Consider the following 24,241-nt stretch of genomic DNA (forward strand, 5'->3'; position numbering starts at 1 on the left):
ACGATGGTGGTGCTCAGGCCGGGGCACCACCGTCGGCGACCCGCTCGGGGGCGAGCACCCCGAGGGCGAGCCCTGCGACGAGCCGGGTGACGGGTTCAGCGGCCTCGCCGGCGTGCAGAGCGATCCGGGCCAGCAGGACGTCGACGAGGATCGGGCACAGCGTGCCGGCGGGCGGGTCGGCACGCAGCTCGCCGGCCGCCTGGCCGCGTTCCACCAGGTCGTGGAGGACCTCGGCGACCGGCGCGATCGTGCGCGGGTCCTGCTCGTCGTCCGGGTCCGGTGGGGCCGCGACCCGGACCTCGTAGTCCTGGACCGCGGCCCAGTAGGCGGCCGTGAGTCCGCGGTTGCGGACGCACACCCTGGCCAGCGCCCGGATCTGTTCGACGACGAGCGTCGCCGGGTCGGCGTCGTCGTCGCCGTTCGCGGCCCGGGCCGCCTCCGTCGCTACCAGGGGTGCGATCAGCGGGGCGTAGACCTCCGCGATCAGCGCGTGCTTGGCCGGGAAGTGGTTGTAGGCGGTCGCCGGGCTGACACCGGCCGTCGTGGCGACGTCCTCGATGCGGGTGCGCGCCCAGCCCCGCGCGGTGAACGCGGCGTCCGCCGCATCGAGCAGCGCCCGCCGCGTTCGGTTGCGCTTCGTGGCCGCGGCACGAGCGCGCGGATCCGACGAATGGGGGTTGCGTGGCGGGCTCATTGCACTCAGCGTAACCAAAACTGGCCCAACTACCCTTGACTCCAACTCGGGATTCACCCAGAATACTGATCCGTACTTGAAAGGTGAACGTCGCGGGCCTGCAGGGCACAGCGGTCCGTGTCGCCAGCCGAACGGGGGAGGCCCCGCGCGTCGGCGGTCGGGGGACCGCGGTGTGTGGACCGGCCTGTCGGGATGTCCTCCGTCGCACGACCGGGTGCATCGACCCCCGCCGCGGGTCGGAGCCCGGACGCATCTCACGAACCGCGCCGGTGGGGAAACCGGCGCGGTCCGGTGCAGGGAGGGGACCCCCACATGTACGTCCTGACGCGCGCGGTCACAGCCGCATCGTCGCGATGACCGCCCCAGCGGCTGCACCACTGCCGCTCCACACATCCGAACCGGTCACCACTCTGGTGCTCGTCGAGCCGATCGTCGACCCGGCCGTCCTCGTCGTCGTCGAGCAGGCCGTCGCGGACGCGGCCGCCACGGACGACTCCGCCGACGACGAGGTCGTCCCGGACGGTCCGGCCGAGCAGATCGAGGCGCTCGTCGGCGACGCCGTCGCGGGCAGCATCAAGGCCCGCGACGCGCTGCTCTCGATCATCCACCCGATGGTGCTGCGCTACTGCCGCGCCCGGCTGGGCCGCCAGGAGTGCGTCGTCGGCGCGGCCGAGGACGTCGCACAGGACGTCTGCCTCGCCGTCGTCCGTGCGCTGCCCAACTACACGGTCAAGGGACTGTCGTTCCGCGCCTTCGTCTACGGCATCGCCGCCCACAAGGTGACCGACGCGTTCCGGGCCATCGGCCGCAACCGCTCCGAACCCGTCCCCGACGTGCCGGACTCGGTGTCGGCGGCCGAGGGGCCCGAGCACCGCGCGCTCGCGGTCGAGCTGGGCGAGCGCCTCGCCGAGCTGCTGCACACCCTCACCCCGCGCCAGCGCGAGGTGATCGTGCTGCGGGTTGCCGTCGGGCTCTCGGCCGAGGAGACCGCGCACGCCGTGGGCTCCACCCCGGGCGCGGTCCGCGTCACCCAGCACCGTGCGCTGACCCGGCTGCGCCAGGTCCTCGTGGAGCACGAGGCCGCCGCACTGCTCACCGACCCACCCCTCGGGCACACCGTCGCCACGACCGCCGGGGAGGCGGAACCGGACAGCCGGGTCGGCTGAGCCCGAACCTGGTCGGGGAGTAGCCTGGCGACGATCACCCACCATCGTCACCGGGCCCTCGACGTCCGGGTCAGGAGGACACGTGTCGGCTGGTCAGATCGCCGCGCTGATCGCCGCCGGCGCGTTCGTCGTGCTGGTCCTGCTGGCGGCGGTCCCGCTGCTCAAACTGGGCCGCACGCTCGACGAGGCCACCGTCGCGATCCGCAAGGCCCACGAGGGCAGCGCCCCGCTGCTGTCCGACGCGCACACGACGCTGAACCAGGTCAACACCCAGCTCGAGCGCGTCGACGGCATCACCGCGGGCGCCCGCACCGTCACCGCCAACGTCTCGGTCCTGTCGTCGCTGTTCACCGCGACGCTCGGCGGCCCGCTCGTGCGCGCGGCCGCGTTCTCCTACGGGGTGAACAAGGCCATCAAGGCCCGCCGCGCCGGCAAGGCCGCCGTCGGGACGCGGAAGGGCCGCAAGTGAAGCGCCTGTTCTGGCTGGGCGTCGGCGTCGCGGCCGGCGTGTACGGCAGCAGGCGCGCCACCCGCGCGGCGCAGAGCCTCACCCCCGCGGGGATGGGGGCCAACGTCGCCGACGGTCTGCGCGAGCTCGGTGCCGGGCTGGGCGCGTTCGGCGCCGAGGTGCGCGCGGGCATGGAATCACGCGAGCAGGAGCTCGCCGACATGGTCGAGCGCCGTACCGGCGAGCACGTCCCCACCTTCGCCGACGCCGTCGCCGAGGACCCCGCGGTCCGCCCGCAGCGAGCGCGCCGGGCAGGGCGTTGACCCGGGTCCTGACCCGCGGATCGTCACGTCCTGCCTGATTCCGGCCCACCGACCGCACCACGCAGAGAGCTGTTCCCGTGCAGACCCATGAGATCGCCCGCCGCTTCACCGACCACTTCACCGGCGCGGGCCACACCCCTGTCGGCAGCGCGTCGCTGATCCTCGACGACCCGACCCTGCTGTTCGTCAACGCAGGCATGGTCCAGTTCAAGCCGTACTTCCTCGGCGACGCGCCCGCGCCCTACCCGCGGGCCACGTCGATCCAGAAGTGCGTGCGCACCGGCGACATCGACGAGGTGGGCCGCACCACGCGGCACAACACCTTCTTCCAGATGGCCGGGAACTTCTCCTTCGGCGACTACTTCAAGGAAGGCGCCATCGAGCACGCGTGGCGCCTCATCACCTCGCCGACGTCCGAGGGCGGCTACGGGTTCGACCCCGACCGTATCTGGGTCACCGTCTACCTCGACGACGACGAGGCCGTCGGGCTCTGGCAGCGCATCGCGGGCATCCCGCTCGAGCGCATCCAGCGCCGCGGCATGGCCGACAACTACTGGTCGATGGGCGTCCCCGGGCCGTGCGGCCCGTGCTCGGAGATCTACTACGACCGCGGCCCCGAGTTCGGCCGCGACGGCGGCCCGGTCGTCGACGAGGACCGCTACCTGGAGATCTGGAACCTGGTCTTCATGGAGAAGGAGCGGGCCGCAGGCGGGACCAAGGACGACTTCCCGATCGTCGGCGAGCTGCCCGCCAAGAACATCGACACCGGCATGGGCGTCGAGCGCGTCGCCTACCTGCTCCAGGGCGTCGACAACGTCTACGAGACCGACCTCGTCCGCCCGGTGATCGCGCGCGCCGAGGAGTTCTCGGGCCGCCGCTACGGCGTCTCCCCGGAGGACGACGTCCGCTTCCGCGTCATCGCCGACCACGCCCGCTCCGGCGTCATGATCATCGGTGACGGCGTGACCCCGTCCAACGACGGCCGCGGCTACGTGCTGCGCCGGCTGCTGCGCCGCATCGTGCGCTCGTCGCGGCTGCTCGGGGTGCAGGAGCCCGTCCTGGGCTCGTTCGCCGAGGTCGTGCGCGACGCCATGGCGCCGTCCTACCCCGAGCTCGTCACCGACTTCGAGCGCATCTCCGCGGTCGTGCGCGCCGAGGAGGAGGCGTTCCTGCAGACGCTGACCGCCGGTTCGCGCATCTTCGACGTCGCCGTCGCCGACACCCGAAGGGCCGGCGGCTCGCGGATCGCGGGGGACCAGGCGTTCGCGCTGCACGACACCTACGGCTTCCCGATCGACCTGACGCTGGAGATGGCCGCCGAGGCCGGGCTCAGCGTCGACCACGACCGGTTCACCGCGCTCATGACCGAGCAGCGGACCCGGGCCAAGGCCGATGCCAAGGCCCGCAAGACCGGACACCACGACGGATCGGTCTACCGCCCGCTGCTCGACGCGCACGGCACCACGACGTTCCTGGGCTACAGCGACCTGGCCGCCGAGGGCACCGTCGTCGGGCTCGTGGTCGACGGGGTGGCCGCGCCCGCCGCGAGCGAGGGCATGCAGGTCGAGGTCGTCCTCGACCGCACCCCGTTCTACGCCGAGGCCGGCGGCCAGCAGGCCGACCACGGCGTGCTGCGCACCGGCTCGGCCACCGTCCGCATCGACGACGTCCAGTCCCCGGTCTCGGGCCTGCGCGTGCACCGCGGCACCGTCGAGGCCGGCACCGTCGCCGTGGGTGACGCGGTCGTCGCCGAGATCGACGTCGCCCGCCGCGCGTCGATCTCGCGCGCCCACACCGCCACCCACCTCGTGCACGCGGGCGTCCGCGGTGCCCTGGGTACCGCCGCGGCGCAGGCCGGCTCGCTCAACGCGCCCGGCCGGCTGCGGTTCGACTTCACGTCCCCGACCGGTGCGGTGCCGCCCGCGGCGCTCGCCGAGATCGAGGAGGAGGTCAACACCGTCCTGCAGCAGAACCGTGAGGTGCAGACCTTCGAGACCTCCATGGACGAGGCCCGCACCCTCGGCGCGATGATGCTGTTCGGCGAGAAGTACGGCGACCGCGTCCGCGTCGTGGACATGGGCGACTACTCACGCGAGCTGTGCGGTGGCACCCACGTCGACCGCACCGGCCAGATCGGGATCGTGAAGGTGCTGTCCGAGGCCTCCATCGGCTCGGGTGTGCGCCGCGTCGAGGCCCTCGTCGGCAACGACGCGCTGCGCCACGTCTCCACCGAGCACCTGCTGCTGTCGCAGATCTCCGACCAGCTCAAGGCCCGTCCCGACGAGCTGCCCGACCGGATCGCGGCACTCGTCGAGCGGCTGCGCACCGCCGAACGCGACCTCGAGAAGCACCGGGCCGACGCTGCGCTCGGTGCCGCCGGTTCGCTCGCCGACGGCGCCGAGGACATCGGTGGCATCGCGCTCGTCGCCGTCTCCGCGCCCGCCGGGGTCAGCGGCAACGACCTGCGGGCCCTCGCCTCGGACGTTCGTGCGCGCCTCGGCGACCGGCCCGGTGTCGTCGCCCTCTTCGGTGCCGACGACGACAAGGTCGCCTTCGTGGTCGCCACGACCGCCGCGGCCCGCGACCGCGGCCTCGCCGCCGGCAAGCTCATCCCGGCCTTCGCCGCGGCCGTCGGTGGCCGTGGCGGCGGCAAGCCCGACCTCGCGCAGGGCGGCGGGCAGAACCCCGCCGGTGTCCCCGACGCGATCGCCGCGCTCCGGGCCGCGCTCGCACAGGCGTGAGCGCCCCGGCACGCGGGCGACGCCTCGGGATCGACGTCGGCGCGGTCCGTGTCGGCGTCGCCCTCTCGGACCCGGACTGTGTGCTCGCGACGCCGCTGGTCACCGTGGCCCGTGACCTGCGGGAGGCCGGTGACCGCGGCGGCTCGGACCTGCGCGAGATCGCCGCACTCGTCACCGAGCACGACATCGTGCAGGTCGTCGTCGGGCTGCCCCGCACCCTCGCCGGCGCGGAAGGGCCCGCGGCGCAGACGGCCCGCGCCTTCGCCGATGACCTCGCGGCCGTGCTCGACGTCCCGATCGAGCTGTCCGACGAGCGCCTGACGACGGTCGTCGCCACCCGGCAGCTGCGCGAGCGCGGGGTGAAGGGGAGGAAGCAGCGCGCCGTCGTCGACCAGGCCGCGGCCGTCGCGATCCTGCAGGGTTGGCTCGACGCCCGCGGACGGTGACCGGCCGGGCACGCACTGTCGTCGCGGGGTCCTGGTTGCCGGGTTCGCGGCGTGTGTCCCGGCGAGCCGGGGTGCCGACCGCGTCGACGGCGCAGCGGCCGTCGGTATTGTCGGGCCCTGTGACCACGCCTGTCCGCTCCCGACGCCCCGGCCGTACCCGGTGACCGACGGGATCGACGGCCGCGGCGGCGCCCGCCCCGCCGGACGGGTGCCCGGAGGGGACGACCGCGAGCCACGGCGTGGGGAGCGCCGTGGCGACAGCGGGTGGGCGCCGCCATCGGGTCCGCGCGACCCCTACAGGTCCGCCACCCGCGGTGACGAGCGCCCGCCACCCGCCCGCGGCACCGAACCGGGACGCGACACATCTGCGGACCCCGGCCGCCGCGGGGACGGACCGGCGCCCACCCGGCGCCGGCGCCCCGAGAAGGACCGCCCCGAGAACGGGACCGAGCAGGGCACCGACCGGGTTCCCGCCGTCCGGCGCCGCCACCAGGCTGGCTCCGACGACGAGCCGGTCGCCCCCCGTGGTGGCGGGCATCGCCGGCGCGACCCCGCCGCGACGCCGCGCCGCGCGGCCGCACCACCGCCTGCCGACGCCGTGGCCGAGACCGTCCGGGCCCGCAGCGTCCGCCCACGCCGCACGGCCGAGGAGACCGCGCGGCTCGCCGCCGCATCCGTCGACGCGCGCCGTGCCGATCCCCGTGCCGACCGTGCCGATGCGCGGGCCGACACCCGGGACCCCGCCGACCCGTACGACACCTACGACGCGCCCGTCCGGTCGGCCCGGAGCCGGGACACCGCGGCCGCCGCCCCCGCCGCCGCCGCAGGTGGGGGAACGCACCCCGCCGCCGTGGCCGACGACGACCGCGTCGGACCCCGCCGCACCGCCGGTACGTCAGCCCGGTCCGCCCGCCGCGAGGCGGTCACCCGCAAGCGCCGCCGCATCGGCGTCCTGGTGCTGGCCGTCGTCGTGCTCCTCGGCGTCGTCGGCGGTGGCGCCTACGTCGTCGGCTCCTCGTTCTTCGACAAGGACTACGACGGAACCGGAACCGGCGACGTCATCGTCCAGGTCGTCTCCGGCGACTCCACGAGCCAGATCGGCCAGATGCTGCTGCGTCGCGGCGTCGTCGCCAGCGTCGGCGCCTTCACCGGCGCCGCCTCCGACGACTCCCGGGTCCTCGCCGTCCAGCCCGGCTACTACCAGATGAGCGGGCAGATGTCGGCCGAGTCCGCCGTCGCCCGCCTCGTCGACCCCGTCGCCCGCGTCGGGCGCCTCGAGGTCCGCGGCGGCACCCAGCTCGACGACACCCGATCACCCGACGGCACCACCGCCCCCGGTGTCCTCAGCCTCATCTCGCAGGCCAGCTGCGGCCGGATCGACGGCGCGCGCCGCTGTGTCAGCGTCGACGACCTGCGCACCACCATGGAGAAGACCGATCCGGCCGAGCTCGGAGCCCCCACCTGGGCGCTCGAGGACATCCGCAAGGCCGAACCGGCGCGCCGGTTCGAAGGCCTCGTCTCGCCGGGCATCTACGACATCGCCCCCGGCACAGCCGCCCCGGACGTCTGGCGCGAGCTGCTCGCCGCGTCCGTGCCCAGGCTCGAGGCCGCCGGCATCGGTGACGCCTCCGCCCGGGCCGGGGTCACCCCCTACCAGGCGCTGATCATCTCCTCGCTCGTCGAGAAGGAAGGGATCACCCCGGACATGCCGCGGGTGTCACGCGTCGTCCACAACCGGCTCGCCGCCGGCCAGCGTCTCGAGCTCGACTCCACCGTCAACTACCCGCTCGACGTGCAGGCCCTGCGCACCACCGCCGACGCCCGGGCCCGCATCGGCCCCTACAACTCCTACGCCGTGGCCGGGCTGCCTCCTACGCCCATCGCCGCTGCCGGAAAGGCGGCCATGGCCGCAGCACTCGCACCCGAGCCGGGACCGTGGCTGTTCTTCGTGCGCTGCAAGCCCGATGGAACCTCCTGCTTCGGCACGACACTCGCCGAGCACCAGGCCAACATCCGGCAGGCCATCGCCGACGGCGCGATCTGACATGCCCTACGCGCAGGAAGAGGCGGCCGGGTCATCGGTCGTCGTGCGGGCCGAGGTCGACCACGGCCGCGCCGAGCTGGTATCCGACCCGGACAGGCCCTCGGCGTGGACGCTGCTCGTCGACGGCACCGCCCAGTCCCACGTCGACCTCGACGACCCGACCCACCTCGAGTTCGAGTACGTCCGCCGCCTCGGGCACGTCGTCGACGCACTGGGGACCCCTGGCGCACCGCTGCGCGTCGTCCACCTCGGCGGTGGGGCGTGGACCCTCGCGCGGTACGTCGCCGCCACCCGGCCCGGCTCACCGCAGACCGTCGTCGAGCTCGACGGGGCCCTCGCCGAGCTCGTCCGCACCCGCCTCCCCGCCGACGACGCGCTGATCGACCTGCGCATCGGCGACGCGCGCGCCCAGACGCTCGCGCTGCCCCCCGCCTCCACAGACCTGCTGGTCCTCGACGTCTTCGTCGGGGCCCGCATCCCCTCGCACCTGACCTCGGTCGACTTCCTGGCCCTCGCCGCCCGTGCGCTCGCCCCCGGCGGGGTGCTCGCCGTCAACCTCGCCGACGGCGGCCCGCTGGCGTTCGCCCGCGGCCAGGTCGCCACGGCGGCCGTGGTGTTCGGGCACCGCGCGGTCGTCGCTGCCGCCGACGTGTGGCACGGCCGCCGCTTCGGCAACCTCGTCCTCGTCGCGTCCCGCACCGAGCTCCCGCTCGACGAGCTGGCCCGCGCCTGCGCGGCGGACCCGTTCCCGTCGACGGTGCGCCACGGCGTCGAGCTGCGACGGTTCACCAGGACCGCGGGCGTCGTCACGGACCGGTCGGCGACGCCGTCACCGATTCCGCCCCCCGGCTTCTTCGGACGGCCCGCGGGCGATCCGCCCGTCGACCTCCCGCCCGCCACAGGCTGAGGTCGCGCACGGGTCCGTCCGGCGTCAGACGCCGGTCCAGCGGGAGGGTGAGCACGACCCGGCGCTGCTCGACCGTGGCGGCCCCGGTACTCGTCCCAGTCGGGGTGCTCGCCCCGGACGGCGCGGTACAGGTCGACGAGGGCCTCGACGGTCGCGACGGGCGGGTCCGCGGCCGGGACCGCTTGATGGTCATCAGGATGCCCGTCCGGGCATCGGCGATCAGGGCGAGGAGCGCGTCGTCGTCGGCCACGGCCCGGACGCCGGCGCCCAGCCCGGCGCAGCACACGGCACCGACGGTTTCCGCCGTGTCGTCCGGTCCGGGCCCGATCCGTCCCCATGCCGCGCCACCATCCACAGGCGGCCGTGATCGTGACTCCGGGGTCGCGGCGAGCGACGACCATGTGCGGCATGGGAATGCAGGTGCCGGTGCGGCGCAGTCGGGCGGGCGCAGGGCCGTCATCGACGGGCACGGTGCCGACGGGCACGGTGCCGACGGGCACGGTGCCGAGGGGCACGGTGCCGGTGGGCGTGAGCCCGGCGGCGTTGTCGGCGGTCGTCGCGGTGGTGTCGGCGGCGATCGCGGCCGTCGTGGGGATCGTTCCGGCCGGAACGGCCGTCAGGGTGCTCGTCGCCGGGGCGGCCGGGGCGGCCGCGGGGCCCTGGATGCGGGCGGCGATCGTCCGGCACTCCGTCCCGGGACCCGGTGCCCGGAACGCCTGTCCGCGGTGTGCGGCGGCGCTGGGCGGGGCCGGGCCGGTCCCGGCGTCAGGTCGTGCGCACTCCCGCTGGGCGTGTCTGTGGTGGCTGGGCGTCGCACGCCTGCCGGGCTCCGGCCGGGCCCCCTGCTGCGGGGCGCGGATCGGCCCGCCCGCGGCGGTGGTGGAGATCGTCGCCGGGTCGGCGTGCGTCGTCGTCGCCGTGGCGCGACCCGGCCCCGCAGCGCTGCTCGGCTGCTGGATCGTGGTCTGCGGCGTCGTGCTCGTCGCCGTCGACGCCGCGGTCCACCGGCTGCCCGCTCCGCTGACGGCGGCGACGGCCGCGGGCGCGGGCGCGGCACTCGTGCCCACCCTCGCGCACGACCCACCCGCCGTCGCGCGGGCCGTCGTCGCGGCCGTGGTGGCGGGCGCGGCCCTGCTGGTGCTCCGGCTGCTGACCCGGGGCGGGATCGGTGGTGGCGACTGCGCGCTCGCGCCCGCGCTCGGTGCGGCGATGGGACGCGACGGCTGGGTGTCGCTCGCCCTCTGTGGTCTGGCGGCCGCCGTCCTCGGGGCCGTGCACGCCGTCGTGGCCGCCGCGGTGGCCGGCCGCGCGCGGGGGGTGGAGGTGCCGTTCGGGCCTTCGATGGTGGGCGCCGCGCTCGCGGTCGTCACCGTCACCGGTCCGCACGGCTGACCGGGCGGCCCGGCAGACACGACCGCAGCGGGAGCGCAGGTGGGCGGGTGAGAGGATGGTCGGCGTGTTGCGTTGGATCACTGCAGGGGAATCACACGGTCCGGCCCTGGTCGCCGTGCTCGAGGGCATGGTCGCGGGAGTCGAGGTCGCGTCGAAGGAGATCGCGGCCGAGCTGGCCCGCCGCCGGCTCGGCTACGGCCGCGGCGCGCGGATGAAGTTCGAGGCCGACGAGCTGGAGATCATCGGCGGTATCCGCCACGGTCTCACGCAGGGCGGCCCCGTCGCGGTGCGGATCGGCAACACCGAGTGGCCCAAGTGGGAGACGGTGATGGCGGCCGACCCGGTCGACCCGGAGCTGATCGCCAACCGCGCCCGCAACGCGCCCCTCACCCGGCCCCGCCCCGGCCATGCGGACCTGTCGGGCATGACGAAGTTCGGCTTCGACGACGCCCGCCCGGTCCTCGAGCGCGCCAGCGCCCGGGAGACGGCGTCGCGGGTCGTGCTGGGCACCGTCGCGAAGGCGTTCCTGAAGCAGGCGTTCGGCGTGGACATCGTGTCCCACGTCGTCGCGCTCGGTGCCGCCGAGGCACCCGACGACGTCGTACCCGGCCCGGGCGATCTCGAGCTGGTCGACGCCAACCCGGTCCGCGCGGTCGATCCCGCCGCGGCCGCGGCGATGATCGCCGAGGTCGACGCAGCGCAGGCCGACGGTGACACCCTGGGCGGCGTCGTCGAGGTCATCGCCTACGGCATGCCCGTCGGTGTCGGCTCCTACGTGCACTCCGACCGCCGCCTCGACGCGAAGCTCGCCGGTGCCCTGATGGGCATCCAGGCGATGAAGGGCGTCGAGATCGGCGACGGTTTCCGCACCGCCCGCCGCCGCGGCAGCGTGGCGCACGACGAGATGGTCCCGGGGGCACCGGTCGACCGGCTGAGCAACCGTGCGGGTGGCATCGAGGGCGGCATGACCAACGGCGAGCCGGTCCGCGTCCGGGTCGCGATGAAGCCCATCTCCACCGTGCCGCGGGCGCTGCGCACCGTCGACGTCGCCACCGGCGAGGTCGCCCAGGCCATCCACCAGCGTTCCGACGTGTGCGCCGTCCCGGCCGCCGGTGTCGTCGCCGAGGCGATGGTCGCCCTCGTCCTGGCCGACTCGGCGCTGGAGAAGTTCGGCGGCGACTCGCTCGCCGAGACGATCCGCAACCTGCGCTCCTACGAGCAGGCGGCGCCCACCTTCGGGATGCAGGGATGACCGTCCCACGGCCGCGGATCGTCTTCGTGGGCCCGCCCGGATCGGGCAAGTCCACCGTCGGCCGGGTCGTCGCTCGCAGGCTCGGTGTGGAGTTCACCGACGCCGACGCGCTGATCGAGGAGCGTGCGGGCAAGTCGATCTCCGACATGTTCACCCAGGACGGCGAGCCGGCGTTCCGCGCGATGGAGCGCGAGGTCGTCGCGGAGGCGCTCGGCCGCTCGTGCGGGGTCCTCGCGCTCGGCGGCGGTGCGGTCCTGGCCGAGGAGACCCGCGCGGCGCTGCGCGGTCACCAGGTCGTCGGGCTGACGGTGTCGCTCGCCGACGGGATGCGCCGCACCGGGATGACGACGGCGCGGCCGCTGCTGGCCGGGGTCAACCCGCGCGCCACGTTCAAGGCCCTGCTCGACGCGCGCGCCCCGCTGTACGCCGAGGTCGCGACGGTCACGGTCGACACCGCGCGGCGCAGCGCCAACCAGGTCGCGACGGCGGTCCTGGCGGCACTGGGGGAGAGCACCCCCGAGCCCGAACCGGTCGCCGACGACCCGCTCGACAAGCCCACGCCGCATGACGGCGTCGCCCTGCCCGACCCGTTCGTCCGCGACCCGTCGGCGCACTGACCCGGACGGCCGCGGCAGGACACGCCGGGCCACGACGACATCGGTCCGCGCCGCGCGTGGCCGTCCCCTGGAGGAACCCGTGAACAGCGCCGAACCCGTCCGCATCCACGTCGCGGCCGAGCGGCCCTACGACGTCGTGGTCGGCCGCGGCGTGCGGGGGATGCTGGCCGAGGTCGTCGGCGGGACCGGGGCGGGCACCGTGGTGCTGGTCCACCAGCCGCCGCTGGCCGACCAGGCCGAGGAGGTGCGCCAGACGCTGGAGGACGCCGGGCTCGACGCCCATCGCGTCGAGGTGCCCGACGCCGAGGAGGGCAAGGCGCTCGCCGTCGCCGGCTACTGCTGGGAGGTCTGCGGCACCGTCGGGCTGACCCGGCGCGACGTCGTCGTCGGCTTCGGCGGCGGTGCGGTCACCGACCTCGCCGGGTTCGTGGCGGCGACCTGGATGCGCGGTGTCAACGTCGTCCACGTCCCGACGACGCTGCTCGCGATGGTCGACGCGGCGGTCGGCGGCAAGACGGGGATCAACACCGTGGCGGGGAAGAACCTCGTCGGAGCGTTCCATGAGCCCGCTGCGGTGCTCGTCGACCTCGCGACCCTGGAGTCGCTGCCCCCCGCCGAGCTCGCGGCGGGGATGGCCGAGGTCGTGAAGGCCGGCTTCATCGTCGACCCGGTGATCCTCGACCTGGTCGAGAAGGACCCCGCGGCGGCGCTCGACCCGCGCGGCGACGTCCTTCCCGAGCTGGTGCAGCGCGCGATCCGGGTGAAGGCCGACGTCGTCGGCGCCGACCTGCGCGAGTCGCACCTGCGCGAGATCCTCAACTACGGCCACACCCTCGGGCACGCGGTCGAGCGCCGCGAGCAGTACACGTGGCGCCACGGCGCCGCGGTGAGCGTCGGGATGGTGTTCGCCGCGGAGCTCGCCCGCGCGGCGGGCCGCCTCGACGACACGACCGTCGAACGGCACCGCAGCATCCTCACCTCCATCGGGTTGCCGATCTCCTACGAGGCGGGTGTGCTGCCGGAGCTGGTCGCGACGATGTCCGGCGACAAGAAGGCCCGCGCGGGGATGCTGCGGTTCGTCGTCCTCGACGGGCTGGCCGAACCGGGCCGTCTCGAGGGTCCGGACCCGGCGTTGATCGAGCGGGCCTACGCGGCGATCAGCGGGGAGTGACGCCGTGCGGCCGTTCGGGGCGCGCCGGGACCGGCTGCGGGAGCTGCTGGCCGCGGCCGACGTCGACGCGCTGCTGGTCACCGATCTCCTCGACGTCCGCTACCTGACCGGGTTCACCGGGTCGAACGCGGCGCTGCTGCTCGCCGCCGACGGGGATGCCCGCACCCGGTTCTGCACCGACGGCCGGTACGTGACGCAGTCGGGTACGGAGGTCCCGGACCTCGAGCTGCTCGTCGACCGCAGCAGCGTCCTTGCGACGGCCCGCCGCGTCATCGAGCTGGGCATCGAGCGGCTGGGCTTCGAGTCCGACGTCGTCACCGTCGACGGGCACGCGGCGATCGCGGAGGCGGTGGGGGGGTCCGTCGAGCTCGTGCGTGCCCCGGGACTGACGCGCCGGCTGCGCGCGGTGAAGGACGACGTCGAGATCGCCGCGCTGCGGGCGGCGTGCGCGGTCGCCGACGCGGCGCTGGCCGACCTCCTCGCCGCAGGCGGGCTCGCCGCCGGCCGGACCGAGCGCGCCGTCGCGATCGACCTGGAGATGCGGATGCGCGGGCACGGCGCGACGGGCCCGGCGTTCGAGACGATCCTGGCCGCCGGTGCGCACTCCGCGATCCCGCACCACCGTCCGACCGACGGCGAGCTGCGCCGCGGGGACCTCGTCAAGATCGACTTCGGGGCGCTCGTCGACGGCTACCACTCCGACACGACCCGAACGTTCGTCCTCGGTCCGGCGGCGGGCTGGCAGCGGGACCTGCACGAGGTGGTCGCGCGGGCCCAGCGGGCGGGCTGTGACGCACTCGCACCCGGTGTGGCGCTCTCGACGGTCGACGCGGCGGCCCGCGACGTCATCGTGGCCGCGGGGCTGGGGGAGCGGTTCGTGCACGGCCTGGGTCACGGCGTGGGCCTGGAGATCCACGAGGCGCCCATGTTCTCCGCTACCGGGCCGGGTGAGTTGGCGGCGGGGATGGTCGTGACCGTCGAGCCCGGGGTGTACCTGGAGGGCCGCGGTGGGGTGCGGATCGAGGACACGCTCGTCGTGGCCGAGGGCGGCCCGGAACCGCTGACCCTCGCTCCGCACGGACTCGTCGAGGTCTGACCCACGGGTCGCGCCCTGACCCGGGCGGGCACCGGCGGGGACCGGAAGACCACCCGGCGGACACCGGGACGGCGGCGCCGACCAGGGCCGTCGCGTCCGGACGTCCGGCGCGGGGCTATCCTGGTCCCCGGCACTGGTGGCGGCGTCGTCGGCGGTCCGCCGGGGCCCGGTTCCGGCCGGGTCCGCCGTGGCCGGTATCAGAGTTCCGGCTCGCCCCGCTTCGACCGTAGGAGTCATCCGCACGTGGCCTCGACCAACGACCTCAAGAACGGCTTGGTGCTCAACCTGGACGGCCAGCTGTGGTCGGTCACGGCGTTCCAGCACGTCAAGCCGGGCAAGGGCGGCGCGTTCGTCCGCACGACGCTGAAGAACGTCATGACGGGCAAGGTCGTCGACAAGACGTTCAACGCCGGCACCAAGGTGGACACGGCGACGGTCGACCGTCGCGACATGACCTTCCTGTACCGCGACGGCGCCGACTTCGTCTTCATGGACGGCGACACCTACGACCAGATCCCGATCCCGGAGCCCACGGTCGGGTCCGCGGCGGGCTACCTGCTGGAGAACCAGACGGCGATGGTCGCGCTGCACGACGGGGTCCCGCTCTACATCGAGCTGCCCACGTCGGTCGAGCTGCTGATCTCGCACACCGACCCGGGCCTGCAGGGCGACCGGTCGACGGGCGGCACCAAGCCGGCCACGCTGGAGACCGGCGCGGAGATCCAGGTCCCCCTCTTCGTCACCACCGGCGAGAAGGTCAAGGTCGACACCCGCGACGGCCGGTACCTCGGCCGCATCAGCGCCTGACGTGAGGGCGCGCACCAAGGCACGCAAACGGGCGCTGGACATCCTGTTCGAGTCCGAGGCGCGCGGGGACGACCCGTTGGACGTCCTGCGGCACCGGCGGGAGACCGACGAGGCGCCGCCCGTGTCGGAGTACGCGGCGCTGCTCGTCGAGGGCGTCGTCGGGCACCGCGACCGGATCGACCAGCTGCTCTCCGAGCACGCGGAGGGCTGGACCGTCGCGCGGATGCCGGCGGTCGACCGGGCGCTGCTGCGCATCGGGGTGTTCGAGCTGTTGTGGGTCGACGAGATCGACGATCCCGTCGCCATCACCGAGGCGGTCGAGCTGGCCCGGACCCTGTCGACCGACGACTCGCCGCGGTTCCTCAACGGCGTCCTCGGCCGGATCGCCGACATCGCCGAACGGCTGCGCGCCACCCGCTGACTCCTACCTCCCGACGCCCGCGTCCCGGCCCGCCGGACGCGGGCGTCCGTGTGTCCTGGACGCGGGCGTCCGTGTGCCGGCGCCGGTGTGCGGTCCTCGCGTCGCGGCCCGCGCGGCTCGAGGAGGGGCTGGTAGCGTCGGCTCCGGCGTGCCAGGGCGCCACCGGGTCCGCGGGCAGGGCTGAGCCCATCTGGGCGGTTCACCGTGTGGATGCGTGTCCAGCACACCCTCCTCCCGAACCCCCGGTTCGCGGACCCCGGCGGGTGAGAGGAGGGCATCGTGCCCACCCCCGTTCCGCTTCCGCAGGATCCCGATCTCGGCCAGCTGCGCCGCCGCGCGCGCGAGCTGAGTCGTGCCGCCCGGGCTGGTGAGGCCGGAGCGCTGGACCTGGTGACCCGCTGGGCGCCCGACCGCGCCGGTGGTGATGTGCCGCTGCACCTGGCGCAGCTGGTGCTCGCCCGGATGCACGGTTTCGACGGCTGGCCGCCGCTGGTCCGCCACGTCGAGACGGTCCTGCGCTGGACGTGGGTCCCGCCCACCGGTGATGCGGCCCCGGCCACCTCCGGCGACCCCGTCGACGACTTCCTGTCACTGGCGTGCCTGCGCTACGACGCCGACGACCCGGCCCACGCGCGGCAGGCCGCGCAGCTGCTGGCCGCCCACCCGGAGATCGCTGCGGCCTCGGTCCACGCCGCGGCGGCGACCGCGGACGTCGAGGCCCTGCGTCGTCTCGTCGGACCCGGCACCGTCGGCGCCGACGGTGGTCCCAACCGGTGGCCGCCGCTGATGTACCTGGCCTACGCCCGCCACGACCCGCGCATCGACCCGGCCGCTGTCGTCGACGCCGCGACCCTGCTGCTCGACGAGGGCGCCGACCCGGACGCCGGTCGTCTCTGGCACGGGCTGCCGTCGCCGTTCACGGTTCTCACCGGGGTGTTCGGGGAGGGCGAGGGCGGCCCGGTCGCGCAGCCGCGGCACCCGGCGGAGCAGCCGCTGGCGCAGCTGCTGCTCGACCGCGGCGCCGATCCCAACGACGCGCAGACCCTCTACAACCGGATGTTCGGCGCCGACGACTCGCACCTGGTCCTGCTGTTCGCGCACGGCCTGGGCCGCGGCGACGGCGGGGTGTGGCGGGCGCGGCTCGGGCACACCCTGGCGACGCCGCAGCGGATGCTGGCCGACCAGCTCGACCGGGCGGTCCTGCACGGCATGGCAGCACGCGTGGAACTGTTGGTGGGCAACGGTGTCGCGGTCCAGGGGGGCCGCTGGCTCGGGTCGACACCGGTCGCGGCGACGGCGGCCCGCCTCGGCTACCCGGGCATCGTCGACGTGCTGGTCGCGCACGGTGCGCCGCGCCCGGAGCTCACGCCGGTCGACGCGCTGCTCGCCGCCGCGCTCGCCGGGGACGCTGCGGCGGTGGCGGCCGCCCCGGACGAGCTGCGGGCCCGCGTCGCCGCCGACCACGCAGGCGTGATCGTCGTCGCGGCCGCGGACGGGCGGCTGCGCGCGGTCGAGCTCCTGCTCGACCTGGGCGTGCCCGTCGACACCGTGGGGCGGGGCGACGCGGGCGGGCACCAGCGGTGGAACACCGCGCTGCACGAGGCGGCGTTCCGGGGTGACGAGACGTTGGCGGCCCTGCTGCTCGCCCGTGGCGCCGACGCGACCGTGCGCGACGCCCGGTTCGACGCGACGCCCACCGGCTGGGCCGAGCACGCGGGCCACACCGGGCTGGCCGCTGAGCTGGCGGAGCACGAGTCACGGCAGCGGGAGCGCCGCCCGGAGACGTGACCATGCGGGCGTGCCCGGACGGGCCTGATCGGCGGGCGTGACCGGGCGGGCGTGACCAGACGGACAGTGCGCGATCGCCGGTGCGGGCTAGCGTGGACCACGGGCCGGCGCGAGGACGGGCAGCCTGCCACCGGGTGCTCCCGGTGGGCCCCGCCTATCCCCGGAGTCCTTGTTGCGCATCGCGATCCTGCCCCTGGCGCTGGGCACGTTCGCCATCGGCCTGACCGAGTTCGCAGTGATGGGCCTGCTCCCGCAGATCGCGCAGGGGCTCGACGTCTCGGTGCCGGCGGCGGGCACGCTGGTCACCGCCTACGCGGTCGGCGTCGTCGTCGGCGCGCCGCTGCTGACCGCGGTCAGCCTGCGGCTGCCCCGTACCCGGATGCTGATGCTGTTCATGGGGATGTTCGCGGTGGGCAACGCGCTGGCGGCGGTGGCGCCGTCGTTCGGGGTGCTGGTGGCCGTGCGGTTCCTCACCGGCCTGCCGCACGGCGCGTTCTTCGGCGTCGCCTCGCTGGTCGCGGCGTCACTGGTGCCGGAGGAACGCCGGGCGCGGGCCATCGCGGCGGTCTTCCTGGGGCTGACCGTGTCGAACGTCCTCGGCGTGCCGCTGGCGACCGCGCTGGGCTCGGTCATGGGCTGGCGGATCGCGTTCGCGGTGATCGTCGTCGTCGCGTGCGCGTCGGTCGCGGGGATCGCGCTGCTCGTCCCACGCGTCGCCGTCGGCACCCCATCGAACCTCCGGGCGGAGCTCGCAGTGTTCCGGCAGCCGGCGGTGCTGCTGGTGCTGGGCATGATCGTGCTCGGCTGCGGCGGGCTGTTCGCGTTCTACAGCTACATCGCGCCCGTGATGACGGGCCTCGCCGGCTTCGGCGTGGACACCGTCCCGATCCTGCTCGGGGTGTTCGGCCTCGGGATGACGCTCGGGACGGTGCTGGGCGGACGTCTGGCGGACCGGATCGATCCGCGCCGCGTCATGCTCGTCCTGCTTGCGGCGCAGGGGGTTCTGCTGGCGGTCGCGGTCGTGGCCCTGCACACGCGCTGGCTCGCGGCGCTGGTGGTGTTCGGGGTCGGGCTGCTCGGGCTGGCTCTCGTGCCGGCGGTGCAGTCGGTGGTGCTCGACGCCGCGCAGGACGCGCCGGTCCTCGCCTCGGCGGCGATCCACTCGGCGTTCAACGTCGCCAACGCGCTCGGCGCGGCGCTCGGCGGGGTGGCGCTGGCGATGGGGCTGGGCCTGGGCGCGCCCTCGGCAGTGGGGGCGGTCCTCGCCGCTGTGGGTGCGCTGCTGGCCCTGGTCTCGCTGCGGGTCGCGGCGCGCCGTCGCTCGCCCGTCACCACCTGATCGGAGATGCCCGGTCCCGGTCCCGGACACGCCGATGCCCGCCGGGCCCGGCAGGACATCGCGCGGACCGTGGTCGGGGCGGTCCGGTGCCGGACCCGGCGGGAGGCCGTCGGGGAGGGGCGGTGTCAGTCGACCCGGTGGGCCGGCCGCGCCTCGGGAGGCAGTACTCCCCAGTCGATGAGCTGGTCGGTCAGCTCGCCGGGGGTCTTGTCGTAGATGATCGCGAGCGAACGGAGGTCCTCGGCGCGGATCGAGAGGACCTTGCCGTTGTAGTCGCCGCGCTGGCTCTGGATGGCCGCCGCGTAGCGCGCGAGCGGCCCGACCTTGTCGGCCGGCAGCTGCTGGAGCCGCTCCAGGTTGATGACGATCTTCGTGGCGGGCTCGGACCCCGACGGCACGCGGCCCTCGGGCAGGAGCTCGGCGACCGGGACACCGTAGAAGTCGGCCAGCTCGGCCAGCTTCTGGACGGTGACGGCGCGGTCGCCGCGCTCGTAGGAGCCGACGACGACGGCCTTCCAGCGGCCCCCGGACTTCTGCTCGACGCCGTGCAGCGACAGGCCCTGCTGCTGCCGGATGGCGCGGAGCTTGCTGCCGAGCGCTTTGGCGTAGTCGCCCATGTGGCGATCCCCTCTCGCAGGACGTCCGGCCGCGGGACCGACGTCCGTGTGCTGGTCGTGCGTGGCCGGGCAAGCCCCTCCGCCTGCCCGCCGTGCCAGTGGCCCGCGGTCGGTGCCCCCCGCTTCCGCGGCCACCCGTGAGCTACTGATCAATACGGAGAGTAATCATGCGCCTCGCTCCGTCGCCGGGTCAAGCGGGGTGGGCCGTCCCGGTGCCCTCCTGCCCGTTCTTCACTCGAACGGCTGGTCGACATGCCGTGTCCAGGAGCGGAACGGGTGCACACAGTACGGACGCTGGGTGTCTGAAGTGGCTTGTGTGGCTGATGTGACTTCCGTGAGTGTTATCGGACTGTGACCGTTCGGCTCCGTGAGGACGGCGACAGTTCTCCGGAACCGGCGACGGCGCGTCGCCGACCTGTATCCGGCGGGTGTGACCGGCATGACGTGTGACCCGCGTCGGCGCGTCCGGGCGACACCCCTGTCACAACGGGGGTGGCTGATAGCGTGGCTGCGCACCAATCCTTTAACGACCCGTCCGGAGAGGCGGGGAAGGAGAGCGAACTCGTGGCGAACGACCGCCGCGGGGACGTCGGTGGCGAGGGGACCGGTCTGCCCGACCACGAACTCCTCAGTGCCTCCGACGTCACCCGCACCATCGCGCGCATCGCGCACCAGATCATCGAGAAGACCGCGGACGCCGAGCACGTCGTGCTCATCGGCATCCCGACCCGCGGCACCGTCCTGGCCCGCAGGCTCGCCGCCGCCGTCGCCGAGTTCGGCGGGACCGAACCGGCCGTCGGCACCGTCGACCCGACGCTCTACCGCGACGACCTGCGCCGCCGCCCCACCCGGGCGCTGGAGGACACGCAGTTCCCCGAGGGCGGTGTCGACGACGCGCTCGTCGTCCTCGTCGACGACGTCCTGATGTCGGGCCGCACGGTCCGCGCCGCGCTCGACGCCCTGTCGGAGCACGGCAGGCCCCGCTCGGTCCAGCTCGCGGTCCTGGTCGACCGCGGCCACCGGGAGCTGCCCATCCGCGCCGACTACGTCGGCAAGAACGTTCCGACCTCGCGCAGCGAGCTGATCCTGGTGTCGCTCACCGAGATCGACGGCGAGGACCGGGTCTCGATCCGCAGGGGGGCGGGGGAGTGAAGCACCTTCTCACCGTCACCGACCTCGACGCGGCCACCGCGACGGCACTGCTCGACACGTCCGACCGGTTGCGCCAGGCGCTGCTGGGCCGGGAGGTCCGCAAGCTGCCGACGCTGCGCGGGCGCACCGTCATCACCATGTTCTACGAGGACTCCACGCGCACCCGGGTCTCGTTCGAGATCGCCGGCAAGTGGATGAGCGCCGACACCGTCAACGTCAGCGCCAAGGGCTCCTCGGTCTCCAAGGGCGAGTCGCTGCGCGACACCTCCCTGACGCTGTCGGCGATGGGCGCCGACTGCGTGATCGTCCGTCACCCCGCATCCGGTGCGGCACACCGCCTCGCGGGCTGGGCCGACAAGGACCAGGCGGCGACGGGCACCCACACCTCGATCGTCAACGCCGGCGACGGCACCCACGAGCACCCCACCCAGGCGTTGCTCGACGCCGCGACCCTGCGCGACCGGCTCGGGTCGGTCGCCGGGCGGCGGATCGGGATCGTCGGCGACGTGCTGCACAGCCGTGTCGCGCGCTCCAACGTCTTCCTGCTGGCCACGCTCGGCGCGGAGGTCGTGCTGATCGCACCGCCGACGCTGCTGCCCGTCGGGGCGGCGCAGTGGCCGTGCCGGGTGTCGCACGACATCGACGCGGAGCTGCCCGGCCTCGACGCGATCATGATGCTGCGCGTGCAGGCCGAACGGATGACGGGCGGGTTCTTCCCGTCCTCGCGCGAGTACGCGGTGTCCTACGGCCTGTCCGAGGCACGGGCGGCGATGCTGCCCGAGCACGGCGTCGTGCTGCACCCCGGCCCGATGGTGCGCGGCATGGAGATCGCGCCCTCCGTGGCCGACTCGGCGCGCGCCGCGATCCTGGCCCAGGTCCGCAACGGCGTCCACGTGCGGATGGCCGTCCTCTACCACCTTCTCGCGGGAGCCCCGGAGTGAGCGACCTCTTCATCCGCAACGCCCGTCCGTACGGCGACGACGCCGTCGACCTGGTGGTGAGCGGCGGCGTGATCACCGAGATCGGCACCGGCCTCACCGCGCCGGACGGCGTCGAGACGATCGATGCCGAGGGGCGGGTCCTGCTGCCCGGTCTGGTCGACCTGCACGTGCACCTGCGTGAGCCGGGCGGCGAGGAGTCCGAGACGATCGCGACCGGCTCGCGCGCCGCGGCCCTCGGTGGGTTCACCGCCGTGTTCGCCATGCCCAACACCTCGCCGGTCGCCGACACCGATGTCGTCACCTCTCACGTGCGCCGCCGCGGCGCCGAGGTCGGTCTGGTCGACGTCCATCCCGTCGGTGCGGTCACCGTGGGTCTCAAGGGCGAGCGCCTCGCCGAGCTCGGCACGATGGCGTCGGCGTCCGGCGTGCGGATGTTCTCCGACGACGGTCACTGCGTGAACGACCCGCTGGTCATGCGGCGCGCGCTGGAGTACGCCTCGGCGCTCGACGTCGTGATCGCCCAGCACGCCGAGGACCACCGGCTCACCCAGGGCGCCCAGGCCAACGAGGGCGTCGTCGCGTCCCGGCTCGGGCTCGCAGGCTGGCCCGCCACCGCGGAGGAGACGATCGTCGCCCGCGACTGCGCGCTCGCCCGCGAGGCCGGGGCCCGGCTGCACGTGTGCCACGTGTCGTCGGCACGCACCGTCGACGTGCTGCGCAGCGCCAAGGCCGCGGGGGTGAAGGTGTCCGCGGAGGTCACCCCGCACCACCTGCTGCTCACCGACGCCGCGCTGACCAGCTACGACCCGGTCAACAAGGTCAACCCGCCGCTGCGCACCGCGGCCGACACGCAGGCGATGCGGGCCGCGCTCGCCGAGGGCGTCATCGACGTCGTCGCCACCGACCACGCGCCGCACGCCAGCCAGTACAAGGACACCGAGTGGCAGGTGGCCAAGCCCGGCATGCTCGGCCTGCAGACCGCACTCTCGGTCGTCGTGCACACGATGGTCGAGCCCGGCCTGCTCGACTGGCACGGCGTCGCCCGCGTCATGTCCGAGCGGCCCGCCGAGATCGCGGGGCTGCCCGACCAGGGCCGCCCGATCGCGGTCGGTGAACCCGCGAACCTGACCCTCGTCGACGGTGACGAGCCGTGGACGGTCCGCGGCGCCACGCTCGCGAGCCTGGCCTCGAACACCCCGTACGAGGGGATGCGGCTGCCCGCCGTGGTCACGGCCACGGTGCTGCGCGGGCGGGTCACGGCCCGCGACGGGCGCATCGTCGAACCGGTGGCGACGTGAGCGCGGTTGGCACGGCGCTGCTCGTGCTCGAGGACGGGCGCATCTTCCGCGGCGAGGAGTTCGGCGCGGCCGGTGCGAACCTCGGCGAGGCCGTCTTCACCACCGGCATGACCGGCTACCAGGAGACGCTGACCGACCCGTCCTACCACCGGCAGATCGTCGTGCAGACCGCCCCGCAGATCGGCAACACCGGCTGGAACGACGAGGACGACGAGTCCGCCCGCGTCCAGGTCGCGGGCTACGTGGTGCGCGACCCGGCGCGCCGGCCGTCGAACTGGCGGTCGCAGCGTGCGCTGGGTGACGTCCTCGTCGAGCAGGGCGTCGTCGGCGTCGCCGGGGTCGACACCCGGGCCGTCGTGCGGCACCTGCGCGAGCGCGGGGCCATGCGCGCCGGTGTCTTCTCCGGTGACGCGCTGGCACCCGACGCCGAGCTCGTCGAGCGGGTGCTCGCGAGCCCGACGATGGAGGGCGCCGACCTCTACGGCGCCGTCAGCACCCACGAGCCGTACGTCGTGCCCGCCGGCGGCACGGCCGAGGGCGGGGCCCGGTTCCGGGTCGCGGCGCTCGACGTCGGCATCAAGGCGAACACGCCGCGGATGCTGGCCGCCCGCGGCATCGAGGTGCACGTGCTGCCCGCGGCGACGTCGATCGAGCAGATCGTCGACCTGGGCGTCGACGGGTTCTTCCTGTCCAACGGGCCGGGCGACCCGGCGACGGCCGATGCGCCGGTCGCGCTCACCCGGGCGGTGCTCGAACGCGGCATCCCGACGTTCGGCATCTGTTTCGGCAACCAGATCCTCGCCCGGGCGCTGGGCCGCGGGACGTACAAGATGCGCTACGGCCACCGCGGCATCAACGTCCCGGTCGTCGAGCACGCCACCGGCCGGGTGGCGATCACCTCGCAGAACCACGGGTTCGCGGTCGAGGGCGAGGCGGGGGAGCGGTTCGTCACCCCCTACGGCCCGGCCCGGATCACCCACACCTGCCCGAACGACGGCTGCGTCGAAGGCCTTGCGGGCGAGGGCTTCCCGGCGTTCAGCGTGCAGTACCACCCGGAGGCGGCGGCGGGCCCGCACGACGCGGCGGACCTGTTCGACCGCTTCGTCACGCTGATGGCCGACCGGCCCGCGCGTGGCGCGGCCCTCTCGCCGCTGCCGCACCGGCGCGACGAGGAGCCTGCCGCCGTGCCCGTCGGGGACGCCCCTGTGGACGACGCCCCCGTGACGGGCGTCGCTGTGGAGGGCGTCGCTGTGGAGGATGCCGCCGCGGAGCTTGTCGCTGCGGAGCTTGTCGCTGCGGAGGGCGTCGCTGTGGAGGGCGTCGCTGCGGAGGATGCCGCTGCGGAGGACGTCGCTGCGGAGGACAGCACCCGGTGTGCGGCCGACGACGAGGACGCGGTGGCGGAGCCCGCCGAGCCCGCCGCGCCTGCCGAGCGGGTCGACATCACCGTCCACGGCGAGCCGACGATGCTGCTGCCGCAGACGGTCGTGCCCGCCGACGACCCCGGCGCGCAGCAGCGCGACGGCCAGGGGGTCGACGAGACCGTCGCCCTGCCGCGTGTGGTCCCCGGCGCCGACGACG

Annotated in this window: 20 protein-coding genes and 2 pseudogenes; 20 read left to right on the forward strand and 2 right to left on the reverse strand. The window is 74.5% G+C overall.

Going from position 1 to position 24,241, the window contains the following annotated elements; all coding sequences use genetic code 11:
- Nucleotides 1–13: 13 nt before the first annotated feature.
- Complete coding sequence (locus tag TOK_RS32850; RefSeq protein WP_172457733.1) at nucleotides 14–694, reverse strand: TetR/AcrR family transcriptional regulator; 681 nt, start codon at nucleotides 692–694, stop codon at nucleotides 14–16.
- A 536-nt stretch (nucleotides 695–1,230) separates the two neighbouring features.
- Here TOK_RS32850 and shbA point away from each other — a divergent pair.
- The 16 genes and pseudogenes from shbA to TOK_RS23545 all read left to right on the forward strand — a co-directional run.
- A pseudogene (gene shbA, locus TOK_RS23470) lies at nucleotides 1,231–1,773 on the forward strand (RNA polymerase sigma factor ShbA); the annotation flags it as partial.
- Nucleotides 1,774–1,942: 169 nt separating this feature from the next.
- Complete coding sequence (locus TOK_RS23475; RefSeq protein WP_098960157.1) at nucleotides 1,943–2,329, forward strand: DUF948 domain-containing protein; 387 nt, start codon at nucleotides 1,943–1,945, stop codon at nucleotides 2,327–2,329.
- Nucleotides 2,326–2,631: a hypothetical protein gene (locus tag TOK_RS23480; protein WP_098960158.1), complete on the forward strand. Its 306-nt coding sequence runs from the start codon at nucleotides 2,326–2,328 to the stop codon at nucleotides 2,629–2,631. Before TOK_RS23475 ends, TOK_RS23480 begins: the two co-directional genes overlap by 4 nt.
- A gap of 77 nt (nucleotides 2,632–2,708) precedes the next feature.
- The gene (gene alaS, locus TOK_RS23485; protein ID WP_098960159.1) at nucleotides 2,709–5,372 is read left to right on the forward strand and encodes an alanine--tRNA ligase; all 2,664 of its coding nucleotides are present in this window, start codon (nucleotides 2,709–2,711) and stop codon (nucleotides 5,370–5,372) included.
- Complete coding sequence (ruvX, locus tag TOK_RS23490) at nucleotides 5,369–5,818, forward strand: Holliday junction resolvase RuvX (RefSeq protein ID WP_098960160.1); 450 nt, start codon at nucleotides 5,369–5,371, stop codon at nucleotides 5,816–5,818. Before alaS ends, ruvX begins: the two co-directional genes overlap by 4 nt.
- Nucleotides 5,819–5,978: 160 nt before the next feature.
- Entirely contained in the window at nucleotides 5,979–7,862 is a 1,884-nt protein-coding gene (locus tag TOK_RS34395) for an endolytic transglycosylase MltG (protein ID WP_253258585.1), read from the forward strand.
- 1 nt (nucleotide 7,863) lies between these two features.
- Nucleotides 7,864–8,769, forward strand: a complete 906-nt coding sequence (locus TOK_RS23500) for a spermidine synthase (RefSeq protein ID WP_172457734.1) — start codon at nucleotides 7,864–7,866, stop codon at nucleotides 8,767–8,769.
- Nucleotides 8,770–9,177: 408 nt separating this feature from the next.
- On the forward strand, nucleotides 9,178–10,161 hold the full coding sequence (locus TOK_RS23505) for a prepilin peptidase (protein WP_141566516.1): 984 nt from the start codon (nucleotides 9,178–9,180) through the stop codon (nucleotides 10,159–10,161).
- A gap of 64 nt (nucleotides 10,162–10,225) precedes the next feature.
- On the forward strand, nucleotides 10,226–11,413 hold the full coding sequence (gene aroC, locus TOK_RS23510; protein WP_216362076.1) for a chorismate synthase: 1,188 nt from the start codon (nucleotides 10,226–10,228) through the stop codon (nucleotides 11,411–11,413).
- Nucleotides 11,410–12,030 carry a shikimate kinase gene (locus TOK_RS23515; RefSeq protein ID WP_098960163.1) on the forward strand — a complete coding sequence of 207 codons (621 nt, stop codon included), beginning with the start codon at nucleotides 11,410–11,412 and terminating at the stop codon, nucleotides 12,028–12,030. The genes aroC and TOK_RS23515 overlap by 4 nt, the downstream gene beginning before the upstream one ends.
- A gap of 79 nt (nucleotides 12,031–12,109) precedes the next feature.
- Entirely contained in the window at nucleotides 12,110–13,201 is a 1,092-nt protein-coding gene (aroB, locus tag TOK_RS23520; protein WP_253258586.1) for a 3-dehydroquinate synthase, read from the forward strand.
- A 4-nt stretch (nucleotides 13,202–13,205) separates the two neighbouring features.
- On the forward strand, nucleotides 13,206–14,297 hold the full coding sequence (locus TOK_RS23525) for a Xaa-Pro peptidase family protein (RefSeq protein WP_098960165.1): 1,092 nt from the start codon (nucleotides 13,206–13,208) through the stop codon (nucleotides 14,295–14,297).
- A 243-nt stretch (nucleotides 14,298–14,540) separates the two neighbouring features.
- Entirely contained in the window at nucleotides 14,541–15,104 is a 564-nt protein-coding gene (gene efp / locus TOK_RS23530; RefSeq protein WP_098960166.1) for an elongation factor P, read from the forward strand.
- Nucleotide 15,105: 1 nt separating this feature from the next.
- On the forward strand, nucleotides 15,106–15,525 hold the full coding sequence (gene nusB, locus TOK_RS23535) for a transcription antitermination factor NusB (RefSeq protein WP_098960167.1): 420 nt from the start codon (nucleotides 15,106–15,108) through the stop codon (nucleotides 15,523–15,525).
- 279 nt (nucleotides 15,526–15,804) lie between these two features.
- Entirely contained in the window at nucleotides 15,805–17,313 is a 1,509-nt protein-coding gene (locus TOK_RS23540; protein ID WP_098960168.1) for an ankyrin repeat domain-containing protein, read from the forward strand.
- Nucleotides 17,314–17,485: 172 nt separating this feature from the next.
- On the forward strand, nucleotides 17,486–18,652 hold the full coding sequence (locus TOK_RS23545) for an MFS transporter (protein ID WP_098960169.1): 1,167 nt from the start codon (nucleotides 17,486–17,488) through the stop codon (nucleotides 18,650–18,652).
- 125 nt (nucleotides 18,653–18,777) lie between these two features.
- On the opposite strand, the gene TOK_RS23550 is transcribed toward TOK_RS23545, so the two are convergent.
- On the reverse strand, nucleotides 18,778–19,269 hold the full coding sequence (locus tag TOK_RS23550) for a transcriptional regulator (protein ID WP_098960170.1): 492 nt from the start codon (nucleotides 19,267–19,269) through the stop codon (nucleotides 18,778–18,780).
- Between the two features lie 564 nt (nucleotides 19,270–19,833).
- On the opposite strand from TOK_RS23550, the gene pyrR reads away from it, so the two are divergent.
- The 4 genes and pseudogenes from pyrR to carA all read left to right on the forward strand — a co-directional run.
- Complete coding sequence (gene pyrR, locus TOK_RS23555; RefSeq protein ID WP_098960171.1) at nucleotides 19,834–20,421, forward strand: bifunctional pyr operon transcriptional regulator/uracil phosphoribosyltransferase PyrR; 588 nt, start codon at nucleotides 19,834–19,836, stop codon at nucleotides 20,419–20,421.
- Entirely contained in the window at nucleotides 20,418–21,362 is a 945-nt protein-coding gene (locus tag TOK_RS23560; protein ID WP_098960172.1) for an aspartate carbamoyltransferase catalytic subunit, read from the forward strand. Before pyrR ends, TOK_RS23560 begins: the two co-directional genes overlap by 4 nt.
- Nucleotides 21,359–22,660: a dihydroorotase gene (locus TOK_RS23565; protein WP_098960173.1), complete on the forward strand. Its 1,302-nt coding sequence runs from the start codon at nucleotides 21,359–21,361 to the stop codon at nucleotides 22,658–22,660. Before TOK_RS23560 ends, TOK_RS23565 begins: the two co-directional genes overlap by 4 nt.
- Nucleotides 22,657–23,787, forward strand: a pseudogene (carA, locus tag TOK_RS23570) (glutamine-hydrolyzing carbamoyl-phosphate synthase small subunit); the annotation flags it as partial. The gene TOK_RS23565 and the pseudogene carA, both read left to right, overlap by 4 nt.
- Nucleotides 23,788–24,241 lie beyond the last annotated feature (454 nt).

Origin of the sequence: Pseudonocardia sp. N23 (assembly GCF_002583555.1) — a bacterium.
Taxonomy (GTDB): Bacteria; Actinomycetota; Actinomycetes; order Mycobacteriales; family Pseudonocardiaceae; genus Pseudonocardia.